Source organism: Gabonibacter chumensis, from assembly GCF_024741215.1.
GTDB lineage: Bacteria > Bacteroidota > Bacteroidia > Bacteroidales > Marinifilaceae > Gabonibacter > Gabonibacter massiliensis.
In genome coordinates, this window is the sequence record NZ_JANSKB010000002.1 from 250,378 (window position 1) to 271,050 (window position 20,673).

At 38.1% G+C, this 20,673-nt stretch carries 16 protein-coding genes, 1 tRNA gene and 2 pseudogenes; 5 read left to right on the forward strand and 14 right to left on the reverse strand.

Annotation, left to right across the window (positions count from 1 at the left end; translation table 11 throughout):
- The 10 genes and pseudogenes from NVS78_RS07695 to NVS78_RS07740 form a co-directional block, all read right to left on the reverse strand.
- Nucleotides 1-2,277, reverse strand: coding sequence for a DEAD/DEAH box helicase family protein (locus tag NVS78_RS07695; RefSeq protein WP_286358667.1), 2,277 nt, complete (start codon nucleotides 2,275-2,277; stop codon nucleotides 1-3).
- A gap of 3 nt (nucleotides 2,278-2,280) precedes the next feature.
- Nucleotides 2,281-2,979 carry a hypothetical protein gene (locus tag NVS78_RS07700; RefSeq protein ID WP_286358668.1) on the reverse strand — a complete coding sequence of 233 codons (699 nt, stop codon included), beginning with the start codon at nucleotides 2,977-2,979 and terminating at the stop codon, nucleotides 2,281-2,283.
- A 1-nt stretch (nucleotide 2,980) separates the two neighbouring features.
- The gene (locus NVS78_RS07705) at nucleotides 2,981-4,072 is read right to left on the reverse strand and encodes a hypothetical protein (protein ID WP_286358669.1); all 1,092 of its coding nucleotides are present in this window, start codon (nucleotides 4,070-4,072) and stop codon (nucleotides 2,981-2,983) included.
- Between the two features lie 5 nt (nucleotides 4,073-4,077).
- Nucleotides 4,078-6,237, reverse strand: coding sequence for a sensor histidine kinase (locus NVS78_RS07710; RefSeq protein ID WP_286358670.1), 2,160 nt, complete (start codon nucleotides 6,235-6,237; stop codon nucleotides 4,078-4,080).
- A 5-nt stretch (nucleotides 6,238-6,242) separates the two neighbouring features.
- The gene (locus NVS78_RS07715) at nucleotides 6,243-7,349 is read right to left on the reverse strand and encodes an adenine nucleotide alpha hydrolase family protein (RefSeq protein ID WP_286358671.1); all 1,107 of its coding nucleotides are present in this window, start codon (nucleotides 7,347-7,349) and stop codon (nucleotides 6,243-6,245) included.
- Nucleotides 7,342-10,563: a hypothetical protein gene (locus tag NVS78_RS07720; protein WP_286358672.1), complete on the reverse strand. Its 3,222-nt coding sequence runs from the start codon at nucleotides 10,561-10,563 to the stop codon at nucleotides 7,342-7,344. The genes NVS78_RS07715 and NVS78_RS07720 overlap by 8 nt, the downstream gene beginning before the upstream one ends.
- Nucleotides 10,550-11,398, reverse strand: a complete 849-nt coding sequence (locus NVS78_RS07725; RefSeq protein WP_286358673.1) for a DUF4007 family protein — start codon at nucleotides 11,396-11,398, stop codon at nucleotides 10,550-10,552. Before NVS78_RS07725 ends, NVS78_RS07720 begins: the two co-directional genes overlap by 14 nt.
- Nucleotides 11,399-11,414: 16 nt before the next feature.
- Nucleotides 11,415-11,609: a helix-turn-helix domain-containing protein gene (locus tag NVS78_RS07730; RefSeq protein WP_286358674.1), complete on the reverse strand. Its 195-nt coding sequence runs from the start codon at nucleotides 11,607-11,609 to the stop codon at nucleotides 11,415-11,417.
- A gap of 237 nt (nucleotides 11,610-11,846) precedes the next feature.
- Nucleotides 11,847-11,975 (reverse strand): annotated as a pseudogene (locus tag NVS78_RS07735) (site-specific integrase); the annotation flags it as partial.
- A gap of 4 nt (nucleotides 11,976-11,979) precedes the next feature.
- Nucleotides 11,980-12,423, reverse strand: coding sequence for a hypothetical protein (locus tag NVS78_RS07740; protein WP_286358675.1), 444 nt, complete (start codon nucleotides 12,421-12,423; stop codon nucleotides 11,980-11,982).
- Between the two features lie 627 nt (nucleotides 12,424-13,050).
- Here NVS78_RS07740 and NVS78_RS07745 point away from each other — a divergent pair.
- Nucleotides 13,051-13,330 (forward strand): annotated as a pseudogene (locus NVS78_RS07745) (helix-turn-helix domain-containing protein).
- 17 nt (nucleotides 13,331-13,347) lie between these two features.
- Entirely contained in the window at nucleotides 13,348-13,641 is a 294-nt protein-coding gene (locus NVS78_RS07750; protein WP_286358676.1) for a helix-turn-helix domain-containing protein, read from the forward strand.
- A 353-nt stretch (nucleotides 13,642-13,994) separates the two neighbouring features.
- On the opposite strand, the gene NVS78_RS07755 is transcribed toward NVS78_RS07750, so the two are convergent.
- The 4 genes from NVS78_RS07755 to truA form a co-directional block, all read right to left on the reverse strand.
- On the reverse strand, nucleotides 13,995-15,230 hold the full coding sequence (locus NVS78_RS07755; RefSeq protein ID WP_286358677.1) for a site-specific integrase: 1,236 nt from the start codon (nucleotides 15,228-15,230) through the stop codon (nucleotides 13,995-13,997).
- A gap of 243 nt (nucleotides 15,231-15,473) precedes the next feature.
- Nucleotides 15,474-15,546 (reverse strand) — tRNA-Phe (locus NVS78_RS07760).
- Nucleotides 15,547-15,600: 54 nt separating this feature from the next.
- The gene (locus tag NVS78_RS07765; protein WP_286358678.1) at nucleotides 15,601-16,797 is read right to left on the reverse strand and encodes an Lnb N-terminal periplasmic domain-containing protein; all 1,197 of its coding nucleotides are present in this window, start codon (nucleotides 16,795-16,797) and stop codon (nucleotides 15,601-15,603) included.
- A 10-nt stretch (nucleotides 16,798-16,807) separates the two neighbouring features.
- On the reverse strand, nucleotides 16,808-17,557 hold the full coding sequence (truA, locus tag NVS78_RS07770) for a tRNA pseudouridine(38-40) synthase TruA (RefSeq protein ID WP_286358679.1): 750 nt from the start codon (nucleotides 17,555-17,557) through the stop codon (nucleotides 16,808-16,810).
- Nucleotides 17,558-17,717: 160 nt separating this feature from the next.
- On the opposite strand from truA, the gene NVS78_RS07775 reads away from it, so the two are divergent.
- The 3 genes from NVS78_RS07775 to NVS78_RS07785 are packed head-to-tail and all read left to right on the forward strand — an operon-like array spanning nucleotide 17,718 to nucleotide 20,611.
- A complete protein-coding gene (locus NVS78_RS07775) occupies nucleotides 17,718-18,386 on the forward strand; it encodes a YggS family pyridoxal phosphate-dependent enzyme (protein WP_286358680.1) in 669 nt (222 codons plus the stop codon).
- Nucleotides 18,387-18,423: 37 nt separating this feature from the next.
- Nucleotides 18,424-19,419, forward strand: a complete 996-nt coding sequence (locus NVS78_RS07780) for a dihydroorotate dehydrogenase-like protein (protein ID WP_041503855.1) — start codon at nucleotides 18,424-18,426, stop codon at nucleotides 19,417-19,419.
- 1 nt (nucleotide 19,420) lies between these two features.
- Nucleotides 19,421-20,611: a transglutaminase-like domain-containing protein gene (locus NVS78_RS07785; protein ID WP_286358681.1), complete on the forward strand. Its 1,191-nt coding sequence runs from the start codon at nucleotides 19,421-19,423 to the stop codon at nucleotides 20,609-20,611.
- Nucleotides 20,612-20,673: the final 62 nt, after the last annotated feature.

The following is a 20,673-nucleotide window of genomic DNA, read 5'->3' on the forward strand; positions in this document are numbered from 1 at the left end:
TTAATTATATAATGATATTTGATATTGTTCTAATATGTCATCTAATACATTTAGAGTGTCATTGCAATTTTCTGATAAAACAGCAAAATCTCGTACCCTTCTTATCTCAGCAGCCACCAAAGATTTTTCAATATCTCGGCAACTCTCATCAGAATTATTCTCAGGGATAACGACCAGGTCATGAATAATTGCAAATCGTTTATCCTTATGTGTTCTGAGAACGCGACCTCTACGTTGAATAAATTGTCTTGGGTTTCCCGTACTTGCACAGAATATAGCCAATTCACTTCTTGGGACATCCACTCCCTCATCTAAACATTTCATAGATGTCAAAACATCTATTGAGCCACTTGCAAAATCTTTCAGCATAATATCTCTGTCTGTTGATTCAGAAGTAAATTGCCTTACAACAATATGAGAATCTATATCTCTAACTATTGAAGTATATTCCTTAATCAAATGTACTGTATCTTCATCATCTTTAATAGTATCAGAATTGTCAAATACATCTGCTGTAAAATCATCTGGTTTATTACCTTCAGGAACATAAACCAATGTGTATTTAAGAGTACCTTTTGCTTTTATGCGTTCTTGTAAAATATCTCGAAATACATCTTTTTTATTTCTTGCTTTATGGATTATTTGTTTACGCTTAAGCAATAATCTTTTAAGTATTTCTTTACTATCCTCATCTTCTCTATTGATGATTTTTGCTATCTTATGTGATAATTCTACATATTCAGCCATCTCATCATCTGTCAATTTCACTAAATGAGGGTAATAATAGTATTTACATAAAGCACCTTTCTGTATCGCCTCCTCCATTGAATACTCAAAAGTATATGAGCCGTTACAGCCAAAGAAATCCATTAAGCGTGCATTACCTTCTTCATCAAACTGCCTTTCTGGGGTAGCAGATAATCCAATTCTTCGTAAATATTTTACATCTTGTAAACGTCTTGCTATACGACCACTTCCCATATTGTGAGCCTCATCAGCTATCAATAGTAGTTTGTTTTTAGGAAACTGATTTAGAACAATGAAATTATCAGGTCTTATGAAAGAAGTATATGTAGATATAATAACATATGATTGCTTATTATCTGGATAAGACAATTCCAACATTCTTATATTTGCCAATGATGTTTGCCAACCATGGTATTTAGAACACACTTTAACAACATTGTCAAATTGAAATTTAGCACACTCTTTTTCCCATTGTTCAACCAGCGTGATCGTTGGAACAAGAATTAGTGCTTTGTAGTATCTAAATTTTTTGTATATCTCAAGCAGACAATTAAGTGAAGTTATTGTCTTTCCTGTACCTGTTGCCATTGTAAATAACCCCTTCTGCTTATTATTCTTCCATTTTTCAAAAGCCTCCATCTGATAATCCCTTGGCCCTGATGGGTATGGGAAAGATGGAGCAAGTGAAGATACATGAGAATTATTGCGTTCCTTCTTGCTATTAATTTTCTCTATTATGGCCTCCACTCGATCTTTCGCTTTATCTAATGCCTGTCTAATTGAGTTGGATATCTCACCATTAGAGTATTGATTTAATATTTCATACTCGGTTTCAAGCAACTCTGTTAGGGTTTTATCTCCAGCCACATTAGTAATTTGAGTTTTAATATCTTCAACTGAAATGTAAGATACGGTATTATCTTGTTCTGTTATAATTCCTTCAAATTCGTTTTGTATGGCATTAATCTTTGCTGTTTCTATATTGCCATCCCAATCACACGAAACGGTTAGGCTTTCAATATTATCTACTAATGCAGTTCTTGAAAAGTTACAAGAGCCATCAAACCCAACAGTATTTAACCCATCGTAAAATATGCCAGATTTGGTGTGTGATATGCCTATCCCATTCTTGGGAGAAATTATTTTGATATCAATTCTATTATTACGAATTAGCCACGATATACAGTCAAAGAAATGTTTATCTCTCTCCGATAGGGTTTCATATATACATTCTATGTCTGTTACATCAAAATATGGTATATCATCTTTTGTGTTAACTCCTTTTGCAATAGCATCTTTGTCGTTTTCTGTCAATATATCATTAATAACAAGTCTCATTTTGCCACCATTGTATAAGAAGGTTGCAAAACCATTAGCAAGAATGCTAATAGCTGACGAGGAAAAGAACCCAAGCATTAAATCAAATTGCGTGGAATTGCATAAGCAGTCTAAGAAGAAACCAATAGGTTCCCACTCTGTACGCGACTTATAACGTCGATGATTTGGCCATATAATGTCTGTCTTTAGCATAAATTATATCAATGTTGGTACAAAATGTCTACTTAGATCTTTATCTATGAGATTATATTGACAATTAGAAAACTTGCACCAATGATGCGCTATAGATAATATGTATGGTTTCCAAATCGCACATTGTGAATGTTCAAGTGCTGTTTTATACATAGAGTTACTCTTTATTTTTTTATATACCTTTTTTTCTAAAAAATTCGAAAGTATAAAATCAATCCCTAAAAAGAAATCCATCGGCATATATGGCAGACGTGGGGATGTTAATAATAAAACATTCCCTGTTTCTTCTTCTTTTAAGCTATGCCCTCCATATGTAAAATGAAACCATGGATGTATTACATCTGCATTGTCAGATGTGTCATAGTCTAAATGAAATGAAGAGTAGAATTTATTTTCATCAACACCCTCTCCAATAAAGGTTATATTGAATAAATATTCTATAATATTATTATTAATATCTGTTTCATTTGTTTTAGAAAATTTAAACTTGACATCTAGGATTATATATAAATCACAGATGCTGCTAGGGATAGTATTGCGCGGAGGCTTAAAAGGCCCCAGTTTAAGTTTTTGAATATGATAAAGTTTGCCATTTTTAATTTTACCAACCTGATTAATAATAGGAGTTGTATTTGAGCACAATTTCTCTGATTTTAAAATATTAGCCCAATTCATCAACTCGGTTTGAATATTTCGTATCATACTATTTTTCTTTTTTATACATCTTAATGAGCTTTTCAAAATATTCTTTTTCTACTTCTGCAATATCTCCCCAATAGAGTTTGTTCTTTCGTTTTAATGCAGCGTCAATGGAAACACATAAGGGTTCTTGCCATGGATATAAGTTTTCTTGCCCGTCTAAAATCAAGGCATCTATCGTATCAATTGGTGCATGATATCCTTGACAAACAGTCCAAAATTCATCACTTGTAGATTTGTTTATTCTTTCTGCGAAATTTAATCCAGACAATCCTGTTGTCTGTTTAATTATTTCAACTCTATTTCTTGCAGAAAGTGAACGCCAGTTTTCTGTGGTTATAGACTCAAACCATTTTTCAACTAACGGCATCCACCATCGTTGCCAACCTTCACTGAATACTCCTATGTATTTTGTGTTACTTATTCTTTCCGATAAAGTGCTCCAATCTTCTGATAAGTTTTTATCAATTCCCATTCTAGCTGCCAATACCTCCTCATCAATGAGCAAACCTTGTCTGTTGATTAATTCTCTTAAAATAAACATCGCTCGAACATGAATCGGTAATTTCATATTCCTGTGTAATTCGGAGATAAATCTACTGTCGATTAGTTCTATATCTATGCCGAGGATATTTGCAATTTGTTCTTCTTCTATTAATATTTTATAACCATATGCTAATGCATATAGTTGTAAAGAGTATTGTTCAAAAACATCAGATGAGACATCTTTATTTATACATATGTCAAATAAATCAAATCCCGTAGATTCTAGTAGGGTATCCAATTTATCTTGTGCAGAAAATAGAACAATAGGAAAACTTTTTATATCATTCCCTTTTTGTCTTGTTCTAATTTCCTGAGCTAATGATGTCCCTCTAAAATATGCTCGCTCATTTTTTTCATTTGGAAGATCATTCAATTCTAAGTCTAAAATTAGTCCATCAATATTATTACTAATCTCACTAATGTACTTTATTTGTTCTTCCCAACTTCCTCTGTGTTGTTGTGTTTCAATTGTCAATTCTGTGGAAATAAATCCAGAGATTTTATCCTTGGATTTATCTATTGCATCATCATCAATATATATGTAATTCATAATTGTCAATTATTATTTTTTGGAATTAATATTTCAAAGCAAGTACTATAGCCATTTGCTGGTTCTACCACTTTAATACTACCATTATAACTTAAGATGATATCTTTAACAATTTTCAATCCCAGACCAGTTCCAATAAGCTGTTCATTTTGTGGTGCATTAAAACTAGCGGGTGTTGAAGTAGAATAAAACGCATTAAAAACCCGATTCTTATTCTTTTCGGGAATTCCATCCCCATTATCATTAAATCTGATAAATATATTAGTCCCTTTTATACCAACTTCAATTAATATCTGTCCGTTTGCATGCGAACGCTTAATAGCTTTTCTAGAGTTTGAATATAGATTAAATAAAATAGATGACCATTCTGATTTATGCATTGGTAATGTATAAGTGTCAAAGTCGTATTCTTCAACCTCAAAAGCAATTTTGTTAGTTATTAAATCATTTTTAATAGTATTCCTAAAGAGATCAACCATCTCCAACATATCAATAGGTTCTTTGATCCTAGTTGTGTTCTGAGAAATCGTAGCACTAAAAAAACGTGTATAACTAAATAAATCATTAAAATTTTGTTTTAACGAATCTAATATTTTTAATCCAGTAGATGGTATGCCCAAGTTTTTCAATTGGTGAATTAAACCTTGAATTGACGGTTGAAATTGCTTTATTTCGTGAGTAAATTCACCTATAGTCAATCCTAAACCAGCAAGAACTCGCAACATACCTGTTTCTTCAATCAATTTATTGATACGTTTGATTATCTCTTTTTTTTCTAAATAGTTTTCATTTAGTTCCTCATCACTGTTATCTGTGGAGAACAATTTCACAAGTGTATCTACGAGTTCTTTTTCAGTCTTTTCTTCATTTATCGTCTTTTGTGTGTAGTCATCTTCATTTGACTCTATTTTAAATTGAGTAATTTTTTCAGCTATTCTATTCCTGGCAATCGACAGTGCCTTATGAATATAATCAGTTAATTGTCTAAATGCATTATTCTCAATTAATCCCTCACGACTAGCAGTTTCTTCAAAAGTTTTTCCGTCAGGATCTGAGATTTCTACAAATCCAAATAAGTTTTTATTGCTAAGGGGAACATTTACAGTACCTGATTCACTAGACCATCTTCGATCTATTTGTGTCCAATCATCGGTAACCTCTCCATACGGCAGGACTCTAAATCCGTTCCTGTACAAGCGTACACCACTTGCTGTCTTAGACAGTTCTCCTATTTTATTTAATTCTGTGCTAGAAACTTTCCCCCTATAATATTGCGGACGATTATAAATAAAATAATATACTTTAAAATAAACATCTGAAAGTTCCGAATAGGCAGGATGTTCTGTTGAATAATTTATTATAATTGAATCATCTAAATTTAGACTTTCGCTAACAACAGTTAGATGTGCCATATGATTCTCGTCAATATGACCTTCTAAAATTGCTAACGATTTGTCAAAAATAGAAATCTGTTCATCATTTATAATTGTAGATTCGCCATATATAGACTGCTTGAATATTGCCTGAAATAAATTTTCGTCTTTTCTTGCAAAATTCTGTTGCATACTTTTATTTGAAAGATAATCTGGTTGGAATAAATCCATTACATACCTATATACTCTATTTATTGATGCCTTGGTCCATTTTTCTCTCAAATTATTAATAATTAGAGTTGTGCCTTCAACTTGTTCCTTTTCAATAACTTCTAAAGGAAACTTGATTGAGGTAATATCATAATCTGCTACATATTTATCCCAATCTATTGTTAGCTTTAGAGCTGAACTATCATTTTTTGTTTGTGTGATAACCGTCAGTTTGGTTCCTAATCTTTGAGTTGAGAACCGACCAATACCTTTTCTGCCAGCTTTCCTCCTATGATACTTTGATGAAATAGGATTATGAACTTTATCTGTAGATGAGATTCTTAGAAACCCATTAATTAGTTGAGCCTTAGTCATTCCAAGACCATTATCTTTAATTATAAGAGCTCCCCCAGTATCTTCTGTATTTATAAAATCAACTTCTACAATGGTAGCATCTGCATCATATGAATTTTTTATTAGTTCCGATACGGCCGTTTCTGCTCTGCCGACCAATTCAAAACCAAGACGCTGTATCAAACCTGCATCAATTGTAAATCCGATATTTGTTATCTCATTATCCATATTAATTATATAAAACAGTTAGCACAAGGTATTTCATCGTCATCATCGAACATATCTACAAGCAGGCCGCTCTTATATTTACTTTTTAGTGACGCTTGCTTTTTGATGTGGTCCAGTTTTATCTGTCGAACACGCTCTGGACGACTTAACTCGGCAAGGGTTTCACCTTGAATCCAAGTATATCCATCCTTCTCATACTCCATAGATTTCTTGTAAAGTTCAGGATGCTGTTCTAATAGCCATATCCACTCAATGCGCTGTTGGAAGAAGCAAAAGTAACATCCCGAACGACTACGGCAATAAGTGCCTTTTTCGCCATCAACTTCAAATTCTATGGGATTATAGTATTCAGGGACAGGCACTCCATTGTTTTCCAATATATTAAAAATATCTTCCTTTATTTTAATTTCATCATTGTCAATCAAAGGAAATTCTTTCAATTTACCAACAGGATAGTCCGTAGTTTTCAAAAATTCAAAGACAACACGGTTGAATGTCTTAATACTCAAATCCAAAAGAGCATTAAGTTTACGACTGTAGTAAAAAGATTTATTTATAGCAGTTGATGCAATCTCAACGGCCTCTTCTCTTATATCTTCGGGCGCCCATTCTTTATACAAATCCGAAATTTGTTGAAGATTGTCGTTATGCAGGACCTTATGAATTACATCAATACTCCATATATTCTTGCGGAATGGGAATACTGCCTGTATGTTAGGCTTGGTAGAAACATACCCTTCACGATCCTCATCGCCCCTAATGCCCACATACGAAACGGCATAGTCTTCTCCAACAAAGTTCTCAAACTCCGATAATTTCATCTTTTGAGTACACCAACGTGCTTGTGGAGAAGGTAGATACCCTCCTGTTACCTTTAAAAAGTGATCAAATGGAGTTGGCTCTGGACTACCTTTCGCTGCTTTGAGCTTCTTTATATTGCCTAACATTGACTCCAAATTAGCAATCAGTTTATCTGTCTCTTCCAACTCGCAGCCAGTGTCAGAGTTGTAATACTCCATCGGAAGCTGTGGATACAAATTTCGCAAATATATAGCCAATGCAGCACTATCTTTGCCACCTGAGATTCCTAATACATGCCTTACCTTAGTCATTGCCGATTCTTTTTTTAATTATATTCAACAAAGCATAAGCGTCAATGTCATTATTACCTGAAAGCATTTTAGTAATCTGTTCCTCTAGACGCTTGGCTTCAGTTACTTTGCTGTCGGTTAAATGTATCACTTGTGGCGACATAGCACCATCTTTTGAGATCATCTCAACTCGAATAAAGTTCTCACAATTGTCGAGATCTCTCTTACTCAGATCGATGAATTTATCTAACTCCTTGAATACATGAATAAGATTTTCAATCAAGTATTCCTCCTCCTCGTCAAGTAGGTTTTCTAACTGCTTATCCAAAATGACATAAGCTAACGATTGGATCCAAGTAACTCTGTCCGTTGATGGGGCAAGCACTCGATTTAGAACTACCTTCTGTCTATCAGTGAGCAGATAGGTTTTCACACACGAATACCTATTCTCCAACTCGACTTTATATTTGCTAAATTCAGGAGAGTTTAGTTGCAACGCTTCCACCAGAGCAGATTCTATTCGCTTTATCAGTGCGGCATAACAACCTCTTAAATCACGAATTGCCTTTTGAAGCAGGTCTACATAACTCTTCAGAATATCTGCATTATTTACAAGCCCAGTGTCCTTAAAGCCCAATGCGTGTGGCAAATCATCAAAGAAGGTCTTCTCAGGATCTTTGGCATTAGACAATACATACCTAAACTGTAATGTAGTTTTAGGTAGCCTTCTTGTGTGTTTGGTATATGGGTTAAGTTTCTTATAGAACACAATGAATGGCTTGATTGTCTCCAATAAGTTGTCTGTCGTAAATTCATCATCCTGCGACATGCTTAACGCCTCTCTGTATCTGTTAAATAGATCCAGTTTAATACCTTCGACATTAAATGCTTTAACTTGGAAACCACCTGGCGCTTTCTGTAAAATATCTAAAACGTCTCGATTGATTTTAGGAATATATACACCTTTGTCGTTATAAAGCGAGTAGTCATTCCTCTTAATAATAAGATATGTTGGCAACCACAAATCTATGACACCCTGCTTTAATTTGAATGGGCGAGTTTTGAGTATCGCTATCAGTTCAGACAACTTACGAGGTTTCTCCTTGCAACTATCCATAAATGCTTCACAGGCATTCCATAATGGCATAAAAGTTTCATCTTCGGGTGCCATTAATTCATAAGCCCCTAAATAACGCCTATGTATGCCCGTATTTTGCAACAAAGTAAGATAAATTGTCTTCTCGGGAGGAAATTTTGTATCGTCAAATTTCAAATCTTTTTCATTTGCGTTCTCCAAAAGACTCATTAGGTAATTTACACGAGCCAATGACATTGCACCACTTGGCTTGTGCTTATTCACCATTTCGTTTTTGAATGTAGGCGTAAAAGCATAGACCTCATTACATATCTCCGATAAGAACTTATTAAAGGCGGTTTTAGATGAAATGTTTTGCACTTCACCTTTCCATACCCACACAACATTGTCGGTATAATCATAAAGCGTATTAAGAACACTCGAATTCAGAAGATTGCGCTCGTGGTGGAGCAATGCTTTAATTTCGCGTTGTGCTACATTGTCCGTACTATCTACATAGTTCTGCACATAAATCAGTTTGTCAATATCCCAAATGTGATTGACGATATCTTCTGTGTTTTTGAAATATGCATATAGAATAGCCTCCTCAACATCTTTGGTTTCGGCACATAACTTTTCTACTGATAAATCCTCATTAAAGATTAGATTAATAAAACCATCTATCTCATTTTGTGGTTGTCTATTAATCGAGGTATCAGATATTATATACTCAAAATAGCGAGGAGTGCCCGTTCTAAAGTATGAGGCATTGGCAAATTCTCTCGGAAGATTAAAATTTGATGATAATTTGTCTATGATATCCTTTGAACGAGGAACAATTCCTGCAGCAGAAAGCAGTTCTCCTTCAATATTAACATCGGTACCCTCAAACAAGACATATTGAGACTTATAGTTAGCATAACGAATGATTTTGTGCTTTGTTAACAAGTTAATGACAGCCTCAGGTTCTTCAATGTTAAGTGCGTATTTTGCATATAGTGACAATTCCTCTTTGGTACAACTTACACCAGCATTTCCAAATAGATTCATCATCCCAATAGTCTTTACCAACTTAGTAGCGTCTGTCACAAACCCAGATTCAAATAACCCTTCGATACGCTCTAAACCGACTCTTATACCTGCCCACGAGGAGGAGTCTGCATTCACTTCCGATAGGTAAGAGTGGAAGTTGTATAATGCATAGTCGTACACATCGGCCAAACTATAGGTGCGATACTCGCCTTCCTTGAAGGCGTGCAATGAATTGTCTCCAGTGGATTCAAGAAACGAGAAAAGTGTTCGCTCATTTTGACCATAACGTTGAATAGACAAAGTTAAAGCCTGAGCTGCAAAAAGGTCCAATGGATAAAGACTCAATGCAGTATTATATTCAATTGTATCACTTGCAAACTTTGTTTTTTGCGCTAATTTATAAATTTCCTCAAAACCTTTGTTTAGGTGTTTTCGAGGCGACTTCTCAATTCTCTTAGATGCCACATAAAGCAGTTGTTCAACAGGTTCATTGAACACAATCTCCTTAAAACGTCCTTTAACCTTATTCCACTCCTGGCGTTGAACCACTGTTAATGAGTGAGCATATGAATTGAAGTTTTGGTGTAGCGTAGTTAGCAATACTGCATTGCGTTTTTCGCTATTCATAAACTCCGTAAATTGCTGAAATAGGTAGAGCTCTTTTTCGGGATTATTTTTTGCAGCATACTCCAACAATTTACCAAACTCGTCAATCACGATAAATACAAACTCATCTTTGCTTTCGGCCCTTGCAAAGAATTTGTCCAAATCTTTAAAAAGATTTCCTGACGAGTTCTTTGCAAACATATGTGTTGTTAAAAGATTGCTTAATGAAGTATAATCACCTACGATTTTAACGAAATTAAAGCGGCTATACCCATTGAATTGACCTCTGTTTGAAACAATTATATTCGAACCTTTAAGACTATCCTCTAAAGCTAATATGAAATTCGACTTACCTGTACCATACGAACCTATTATATTGAACGAGTGAACACCTGCATTAAAGGCATCAACAATGTTTCCTACAACACTCAGAGCATTTGGAGTTACTATATAGCGTTGAGCATCGAAACCATTCTGCTCTATGTTTATAGATGGAATATATTTCATTTTACCTCGCTCCATAATAATTTTCTAAAACTTGTTCTTTTGTAATTCTCCCTTTTACTTGCAACTCTTTTATGCCTGCCACATCTGAGAACACAAGCACTCCAGAATATTCGGTACACAAGCGTTTTACAATATCTAACAAATCATTATTAGTCAAGCAGAAGATTAATGCAAGGTCGTTCATCGCATCAGAGGAGAATGATATACTCTTCTCTTCGGTTATAGTTAGTAATGCGTATAGGAATATTTGTGTAGGTACAATACTCCTTGTGGCATAATTGAAAGTATACTGATTGTCCTCCATTTCCAAAATTAGGTTTAGAGGAGCAAGCAATGTATTTGATTCTTCAACACTGATATTTGATGTTCGGCAATAGTTGTGAAATAACACACCAATATCTCGTTTTACCGTATTTTCATTATACAGGTTTCGACAATTAGCCTCATCGAAACAACGATGTTTGATGAAATTCTGTAATTTCGCTTTGTCGAGCATATTTCTCTGCTGGTGATAGTCTACAAAAGTGGTTTTATATGCAGTAGCATAGTTGTTGCAGATAATATTGAAATGCATTAACCACAAACTACCCATATCTTCAAAATATGGATCATATCCATTATTCGCAAGTAATAGTCTTGCTATCTGTGTCACCTCTCCATTATCGTCAATCAGCCCAAATGCCTTCATCCAGAATCTGATTGCCGACACCATATTTTTTCCAACGCCCAACACTACAACAGCATTTTCATTGTTGAAATTATTGTTACCTTGGACAAAATCATATCCACGTTTAAGCCAATGAGACTTACACGCAAAAGATTCATGTCCAGAGAATATAGGTTTTGCCATAAATGTAATATTCCAGTTATTCGTTTACTAGTTCTTTTATCTCAACACCCAATAATTTGGATATGCTGACAATTACATCCAGTGGAGGTTGAGTAATATTTGAACACCATTTAGACACAGTTGATGGATCTTTTCCCAACTGTTCTGCTAACCATTTCCCAGTCTTATTTTGTTCTACAAGAACGATTTTCAACCGATTTACTTTCTTCATTGTAATCTTAGCTAATTGATTTTTTGCAAAGATATTGAAAATAAATCAATGCACCATCTGTAAAAAGTAGATTTTCTTTAGTCTTTCTTCTCGGAAACTATGTAGGGCCTTAATTGCTGTCCAAAAAACTTTTTCAGATTGGACTTATGTATTTACAAATATTGCAGGTGGAAAAAGTATTATGAATTAAATTCATTTAATTTCATGGGCTTAAATTGTATTTAAGCGAACTACCTATTTAGTTGGAAAGAGTCGGTAATCCGTCTTTAACTGACGGATTACACGATTCTGAATTACCAGATAATAGATTGTTCCCTCTTTGCCTTCGGTAGTCGAGGAACGAAATTTTACCTTGATACTTGCCATAGGCTCATGGTTTTGATTTCTTGTTTGGGTTATCCTTTGGCTGCTCCTGCTTATCCTTGATAGACTTGGCTTTGCTTTCCTGTTCCTTTGCAGCTTGCTCTTTTAAGCGTGCTTGCTCGGCAAGGGCGGCTTGCTTGCGGACTGCTTCTTCATATCTTTCTACATCCTCACGCATTTGCTCTATCGTTTGATTATCCCGGTTTAGTTCAAAGATGTCCTCCAATGTGGTTATCTGCTTAGGCGAGGCTTCGCCTTTCATCTTGATGTAGCGGTATTTGAGAGCGTCATCATCTCTTTGGATATTAGGTCTTGACAAGTGATAAATAGCCGATGCCCCTGCTGCCAAAAGGATGACAATCATTGATAGGAGAATCCAAGATTTTTTGGTGTAAAATTCAAACGAATGTCGTTTTTCGTTTATATTGTGCTTTACCTTAATCTCGTCCATCTTATCGGTGGCAACTGCAAGCAGTTGTTTTACATCCTCAAAATCGGGTGTCTCCTGCTGGCTGGTGCGATTATATATCCCGACTTTGGAGGGTAAGATGCCGATAGGTGGTTTTGAGTGCCCGAATTTATTTCGGGTGCCTCAAAACACAACTTGCTATGTTCGCTTGAACATAAATTTTCAGTGCTTGAAAATTATCCTATCGCAGTCTAGATTTTACTTAAATTTCAGGATTGGTGCGTTGGTTATAACACTTGTTGGTTACTTGTTTATAACCAATAAGCAAATCAAGCAATAAGGGATGAGTGCAATCAATAGTGATTATAACAAGTCATGCAATCACTCAATTTTACACTCAGTCTGGCTTACATTCATGCAATCCTGCAGTAGGTCAATCTCTCATTCAACAATTGGAATTGCTATTTACTTTCACGAAATACTGCTAATTATGCAATGCAACGACAGATGGTGACACGTTATGCCCGATTTGCAGAAGGTGTTATTTTTTGTTTTTACTTAGCATTCGAAAAGCCACGAATAAGCGAGAACAATGGAAATATATTTGCATTGCCGAGCGAAAGTGGGTTCGTGGAACAAAGTGAATGTTTAATGTAAAATAAAATAGTTATGGAGATTATTAGCATAGAGAAAAAGACCTTTGAGGAACTTATGTTTCGCCTCGGGCAGTTCGTTAAACGAATGGATAGTATCAATCGTCGGCGTAGTGGCAGGCGTATGAGCGATTGGATGGATAATCAGGATGTCTGCCAGGTTTTGAAAATATCTCCTCGCACATTGCAGATGCTTAGGGATAGTGGACGATTGCCACATTCAAAAATAAATAATCGCCATCTATTATCGTCCCGGGGATGTGGAGCAACTTATTGCTGACAGTAATAATGTTTAACCTATAAATTAATGCCTATGAGTAATGAAGTTATCACACACAATCACGAGTTGGTACGAGGTATATTTTCGGAACTTGACCGTATAGCCAACGATACCGCAACAATGGCAGATGAAAATCAACCACTATTAAGCGGAGAACACTATTTGACCGATAGGGAGTTGTCGCAACGCTTGAAAATCAGTCGCCGAATCTTGCAGGATTATCGGAATAACGGGATATTGCCATACCTGCAACTCGGAGGGAAAATCCTCTATCGGGAGAGTGAAATTGAGCAGGTATTGCAAAGCTGCTACCGCGGAAAGTTTTAGATTACACCCGAACGGGTATAAACAGGAAGAAGTCCCTCAAAGACCTAAATTTATGCAGAGTTGGGAGCGAGCGGCCTTTGTTCCCAATTCTGTTTTCTCATAATAATAGCGACTCAATGTATTTGAAAGTATTTTGATTTTTCTTTTGACCTTGATTTATGCGTCGTAGGTCGCTTCGCTTGCTTCGTCCCAAAACCATTCTCAACTCGGACGGTGATACCGGAGAGTTTTTTCGGGTAAAAAATTATCGAAGAGAATTTTTTGCTCGAAAACCCTTGGGCTTGAACTTGCAGGTATTACCCTCCGAGTTAACTTTATAATGGGGCGAAAGCAAGTGAAGCGACCGCAGACTTCTAAACTAAATTTACAATTGCACTTTTTACATTCATCATATCTTTGAGAATAGAACTGTCAAGCACTTTGGCATAATGCTGGGTCATCTTGATATTAGAGTGACCGAGCATTTTGGCAATATTTTCTATGCTCACTCCATTGGCCAAACACACACTCGTCGCGTACGAATGGCGGGCTGTGTGAGTCGTTAAGTGTTTTTGAATTCCGCAAAGATCGGCAATCTCTTTCAGATAACTGTTCATTTTCTGGTTGCAGGGTACAGGGAGCAGCACTCCTTTCTTAATGTAAGTGGGGTGGCTGGCATATTTATTAAGTATAGCCAATGGTATATCCAACAAAGGTATGTTGCACATATTATTTGTTTTCTGTCTTGATTTGCGAATCCAATAGTGACCGTTATTATCTTGCACAATATGTTCTGCCGACAACTGTTGCACATCTATAAAAGCCAATCCGGTGAAAGCGGCGAAAATAAAAACATCGCGTACCAATGCAATACGTTCCAAATCGAAATCCTTTTGGTAGATGCTAATTAGTTCGTCCATCGTCAGGAACTCACGAACAACCTCTTTCTCCTGAAATTTGATTCCCGCAAATGGATTTTTCTCAATCCATTCGTTTGCCAATGCCAGATTGATAATCTTCTTAAAGCATTTCATATATCGGATAACCGTATTCTGCTGGCACGCCTTTTCCGTCTTTAAGTAAAATTCAAAAGAGCGTACCAATTCACCATTAATTGATGAAATTGGAATATCCTCTTCTCCGTGTTTGATTCGGATAAGTTCCTGCAGATAGCGTTTGCAACTCTCATAACGGCGGACAGTGATAAGGGCATAGTCCTTGCCGACCAAAGCACGGCACTGGTCGTTGTGTTCTTGGAAGGTTTCGATAATCATGCGTGGCTTTTCCACCTCTTTGCCTATTCCATAGAACATTTGTTGCATTATGCGAGCATTGATAGGTTTGCCCTCTGCCTCCAATTCGTTAAAGATGTGGTGTAGTTTGATTCGGCTCTCTTCGATGTAACGGTTCAGTTCACACGCCTGCCTTCCTTTCCCTCGGGCACACTCTTTGGCTTGATTCCATGATGCAGGGTCGATACTCTTGCGTATGTTTGTCTCCACACGCTGACCATTTACTGTAATTCTCATACAAACGGAAGCCTCTCCGTTTTTCAACAACTTGGCTTTCTTGATAAAGAAAAGCACACTGAATGAATTTCTTCTTTGCATAATCCTACTGTTTTTTTTGTTAGCAAAAGTAGGAATCGAACTGCGTTTATTGCTATGCAAAATATTGTGAATCAGTGAAAAAGAACCCAATTAGGAGGAGATAATTGGAACACCTTTTCTGCTCCTCCTCTTGCTCCACTGAAAGAGGTAATATTTTGCTCTTTTTTGCCAAATGAGTGGAAATAAAAAATCCCGATTCTGTTTGAGAATCAGGATTTTACGTTGTTTTGCTTTTCTTTACTGTGGTGCCACCAGGAATCGAACCGGGGACACAAGGATTTTCAGTCCTTTGCTCTACCGACTGAGCTATGGCACCCTTTTTCATTGCGGGTGCAAATATAGAGGTTTTATTTGAATTTGCAAGGGTGTTTTAAGAAAATTTCATTCTGGGTCTAAGGTAGCGGGTGTAGATTGTCAGATAGATCATCCAGATTATGATGAACAGTGTCGAAGGTAGAACAGCCGGAGTCAGAAAGAACCAGCTGATCAGTCCGATGATAAGGAACCCTAAGTAAATCAATAGGTAGTCGCCAATTAACGGGGGAGTGTGTTTCCGGGCTATAAAAAAGGCTGCAATCAGGTTGAGGGGGTTCGCCCATAGGATATTGAAGTTCGGGAATGTGGTAGGATGTTTCGTGAAAAAGCCTAAAAAAATGATCAGGCATCCGATTAATCCGGTTACCGCGAAAAAGAGTACGGACAAGCTTCCGAGGAGGCGAGTTCTTCTGGCTTTTTGGTAGATGAAAATCAATACTCCCATGCCGATGAAAAAGACGAAGAAAGGAGATAGAAACCAAGGGGTCGAATGATCCTGTTCCGGTGCCCGGTAAAGGATTTCTATCGGTTGGGCCAAAGGGGTTCCGTCGGGATAATATGCCGAGTCGAGGGCATACATCAGGTAGTCGGGCAGAAACATCTGCTCCCGGTTCGTGGCGTCGGCATTGGCCGGGGAACCGAGGATGGTATGGATTCCCCATTGGGTCCAGGGCGAACGTTGCAGGTATTCGTCCAAAAGATTCCAGAAACTTTTGTCTTGTTCCCGTGTTTTCCACGTGATCTCGTTGTCCAAACTTTTTTCAATGATATCCCGGACCCGGGTAGAACAATTGTCATACAGGAAATTATACAGGTAAGAGCGGTTTTGCGGCTCGTAATTTTCTAACAGAAGATTCATCAACTCTTGTTTCTGGATGGAATCGAGGTTAAGGGTTTGAGAATAGATGCTTCTTTTCTGTTTGTCGTATGCACTAAGGAAACCGTAAGGTCCGTAATAGTTGCTGATGGAAAGTTGATAGGGAAGTAATCCCCGGGCGAATTTCAGATAGAAACCCTGGGTATCGAAGTCGAATGTCCCGTAGTTGAACACGACGTCGATCCGGTTGGTTGGATCTGTTACCCGTATACCCGTATGTCCGAACAGGGAGTAGAGTTCATTTCCCGGGGCACAGGTCAATATGCTGATGGTAGCCTTTTCGGAGAGCGTGATTTTCTCTGCTGAAGCTGTGGCCGGAAAGGAAAAACATAGGATCAACCATAAGGTCCGATAGAGTGTCAGGATATTTTTCATAAAGTCTTGTTTAGCGTTTTAAAAGATCGGGGTACTCGATGTCACAAAGGAAAAGAGCGTTTCCCGGAACGGATGTTCCGGCATTTCCCCTGTTCCGGGATTCGATGATCCGGCGAAATTGTTCCGGTGTAATTTTATGTTGTCCTACTTGCAATAAAGTACCGACAATGGCACGTACCATATTGCGAAGAAAACGGTCGGCTTTTATGGTAAATACCAATTGACCGTTCTCTTCTTTCCAATGAGCTTCCATGATTCGGCAATGATTGGTCTTCACGTCTGTATGGAGTTTCGAAAAACTGGTAAAATCCTCGTATTCGAACAGTATCCGGCAAGCTTCGTTCATGCGGTCTATATCCGGTAAAGGACGAATGCGAAACGTGAACGGGTAGGTAAAAGGATCTTTTACCTTGTCGATATAATATTTGTAAGTACGGGAGAGGGCGGAGAAGCGGGCATGAGCCTCCTCTTTTACCGGATAAATTCGTTTGATGGCAATGTTTTTATTTAGAAAACGGTTCAATTTGTCGGTAAGAACCGATACCTCTTCGATCGGGGTACGACTGTCGAAGTGTGCCACGAAAAAAGAGGCGTGTACTCCGGTATCCGTTCTTCCGGCTCCAGTAACGTTAACCTCTTGTCCGAGAAGGAGAGAGAGGGCCCGGTTTAAATCTTCCTGGACAGAAGGGGCGTTCGGTTGTATTTGCCAGCCGTTGTACTCTCTCCCGTTGTAAGCTAATTCAATAAAATACCTGCACATACTCAGCTCCTGTTTTTGGATTTGTGTTTCAAAAGTAGTACAAATCCCTGAAATAATCCGAATGCCTTTTATATTTTGTCGATAGTCGATAACAAATTATGATCTTTTTACGCTATATTTGTGAATTCATAGTTCGTTTGGAATGTATAATTGAAATGAGATGAGCGATATTAGTGAGCATTTGAAGCAGGTGTTGAATAGTTTACCTTCGCGGGTGAAATTGATCGCGGTTTCCAAAACAAAACCGGTAGAAGCGATCGAAGAGGCTTATAAAGTAGGCCAAAGGGTATTCGGAGAAAACCGGGTGCAGGAGTTAGTCGAGAAGTACGAGGCGCTTCCCAAAGATATAGAGTGGCATTTGATCGGTCATTTGCAGACCAATAAAGTGAAGTACGTGGCTCCTTTCGTTGCCATGATTCATGGAGTGGAGAGTTTGAGGTTACTGGATACGATCAATAAGGAGGGAGAGAAGAACGGACGGGTGATTCCCTGTTTATTGCAGTTCCACATCGCGGAAGAGGAGACTAAATTCGGTTTGGATGAGGCGGAGGCTAAAGAGTTGTTGGAGAGTGAAAACTATGGCCGGATGAAGAATGTACATATCGTGGGTGTGATGGGAATGGCTACTTTCACGGAGGACAGGAAACAGATTCGGAAAGAGTTTCATCATTTGAAAACGATTTTCGATGATTTGAAACAAAACTATTTCTCCCATGATCCGGCATTTAAAGAGTTGTCCATGGGAATGTCCGGGGACTATCCGATTGCCGTGGAAGAGGGAAGTACCATGGTCAGAGTAGGGAGTTCCATTTTCGGGTATCGGAATTGAAAGAAGTAACATACATTATTAATTAAATATTGTTCATATGGCAAATTTAAAGACGAAATACATGGGGTTGGATTTGGTAAGCCCTATTGTCGCCGGTAGTTGCGGTTTGACCTCGGATATAGAAAAAATGGTAGAGATGGAAAAAGCGGGTGTCGGAGCTGTCGTTTTGAAGTCGATTTTTGAGGAGCAAATCAACGAGGAGAGCGTGGGAATATTTAAGTCCGGTTACGGTATGGGAGATGCCTATCCTGAAGCGGAAGATTATATTAAAGCCTATATTCGTTCCAATACGATTCAAAAGTATGTAGAGTTGGTCCGTACGGCTAAAAGTCGTTTGACCATTCCGGTAATAGCGAGTGTCAATTGTTTTAGCGGGGGAGAGTGGGTTACTTTTGCCCATCAATTAGAGTTGGCCGGTGCGGATGCCTTGGAATTGAATGTCTTTATTTTGCCTGTCAACGAGTTTACGGAGAGTGCCGAGGTAGAAAATATTTATTTCGATATAGTGAAATCCATTAAGAAACAGATAAAAATTCCGGTATCGGTGAAGATCAGTCATTATTTTACTAATCTGTCGGCTTTCGTGGATAAGCTAAAGGCTTACGGTGCGAATGCCGTAACGATGTTCAATCGTTTTTACGAACCGGATATCAATATAAACACGATGACGATGGGGGCGGCTTCCGTATTCAGTACGGCGAACGAGCTGAGAACGACTTTAAGATGGACCGGAATCTTGGCCGGGAAAGATAAACAATTGGAGATTTCGGCTTCCACGGGAGTGCATAGCGGAGAAGCTGTGGTTAAAATGTTACTGGCCGGGGCTACTACCGTACAACTTTGTTCCGTGCTTTACGAAAAAGGCCTTCCGGTGATCGGGGAGATCAATCAATTCGTATCGGAATGGATGGAATCCAAAGGTTTCCATTCGGTAGAGGAGTACAGGGGACAGCTATCTTATTCCTCCATAGAGAATCCGGATTTATACGAGCGGGCTCAATTCATGAAATACTTTAGCAACAAGCAGTATTGAGATGAAAAGGATCTGCTGGATCGTGTTTTGTTGTATCTGCATGGCTTGCAGTAAGTATGACGGGGTACCTGAAAAATATCACGCTTTGTTGGACGAGGCTTTGGCGAAGGCCGATTCGAACCGGAGCGAATTGGCTTGGGCATTGAAGCAAGCTTCCCCGGAGACGAAGGAGGGAGTGGCGTTTTTGATCGCGTATATGCCGAAACGGGATCTACTCTCCATGAAAGGAAAATTCCTTTTGGATAATGCGGAGTTAGCTTATAAGGCAAAGAATCGTTTCGAGTGGGCGAAGAGCGTACCTGATTCTATTTTTTTGAACGAAGTGTTGCCTTATGCCTGCTTGAACGAGGAACGCGATGATTGGCGTTCCGATTTTTACAACCGTTTTACTCCGTACGTGGAGAATTGTAAGACTTTGAAAGAGGCCGTATGGGCTGTTAATAAACATATACGGGATGAGGTGAGGGTCGATTACAATACGAACCGGGAAAAGCCGGACCAGAGTCCTTCCGAATCCATGCGCCAGGGAATGGCTTCCTGCAGCGGTTTGTCGATCTTGTTGACAGATGCTTTTCGTGCGGTCGGTATCCCTTCCCGTATTGCCGGAACTCCCAATTGGCATGATAATCGCGGAAATCATAACTGGTGCGAAGTATGGGTAGACGGAGAGTGGTTCTTCACCGAATACTATCCGAACGAGTTAAATCGTTCATGGTTTTTGGCCGACGCGGGTAAAGCCGATCCGAATGATCGGGAACATGCTATTTATGCTTCTTCATTTATGCCGACCGGAGAGAGTTTTCCTCTGGTGTGGGATGAATCGATCAGTTATGTTCCGGCATGGAATGTGACACAACGTTATCTCGATATTTACAAGGATGTCGTTCAAAAGCAATTGTCGGCCGGAAGTCACGTGACGATGCGGGTAATGTTCTTTAAGGACGATCGCTGTATGCAAAATTCGGACAATCGGCTAGCGATGAATATCGATATTTTTTGCGGAGCGGATCAGGTGGGGGGAGGTCGTACGGCAGGTCCTACCCAAGACATGAACGATGTGTTGGAATTTATTGTCGAAAAAAATAAAAAATATACCCTGAAATATTGGGATGAAGCTGGGAAAGGCTACGAGAAGCTAGTCGAGGTGAAGGATGAGCCTGTGGAGGTGAAACTGTACGAGAAAAAACAGTAGGATTCTGTGATTTAGTGATTAGGTGATTAAGAGATTAAAAGAATCACCCAATCATTATATCA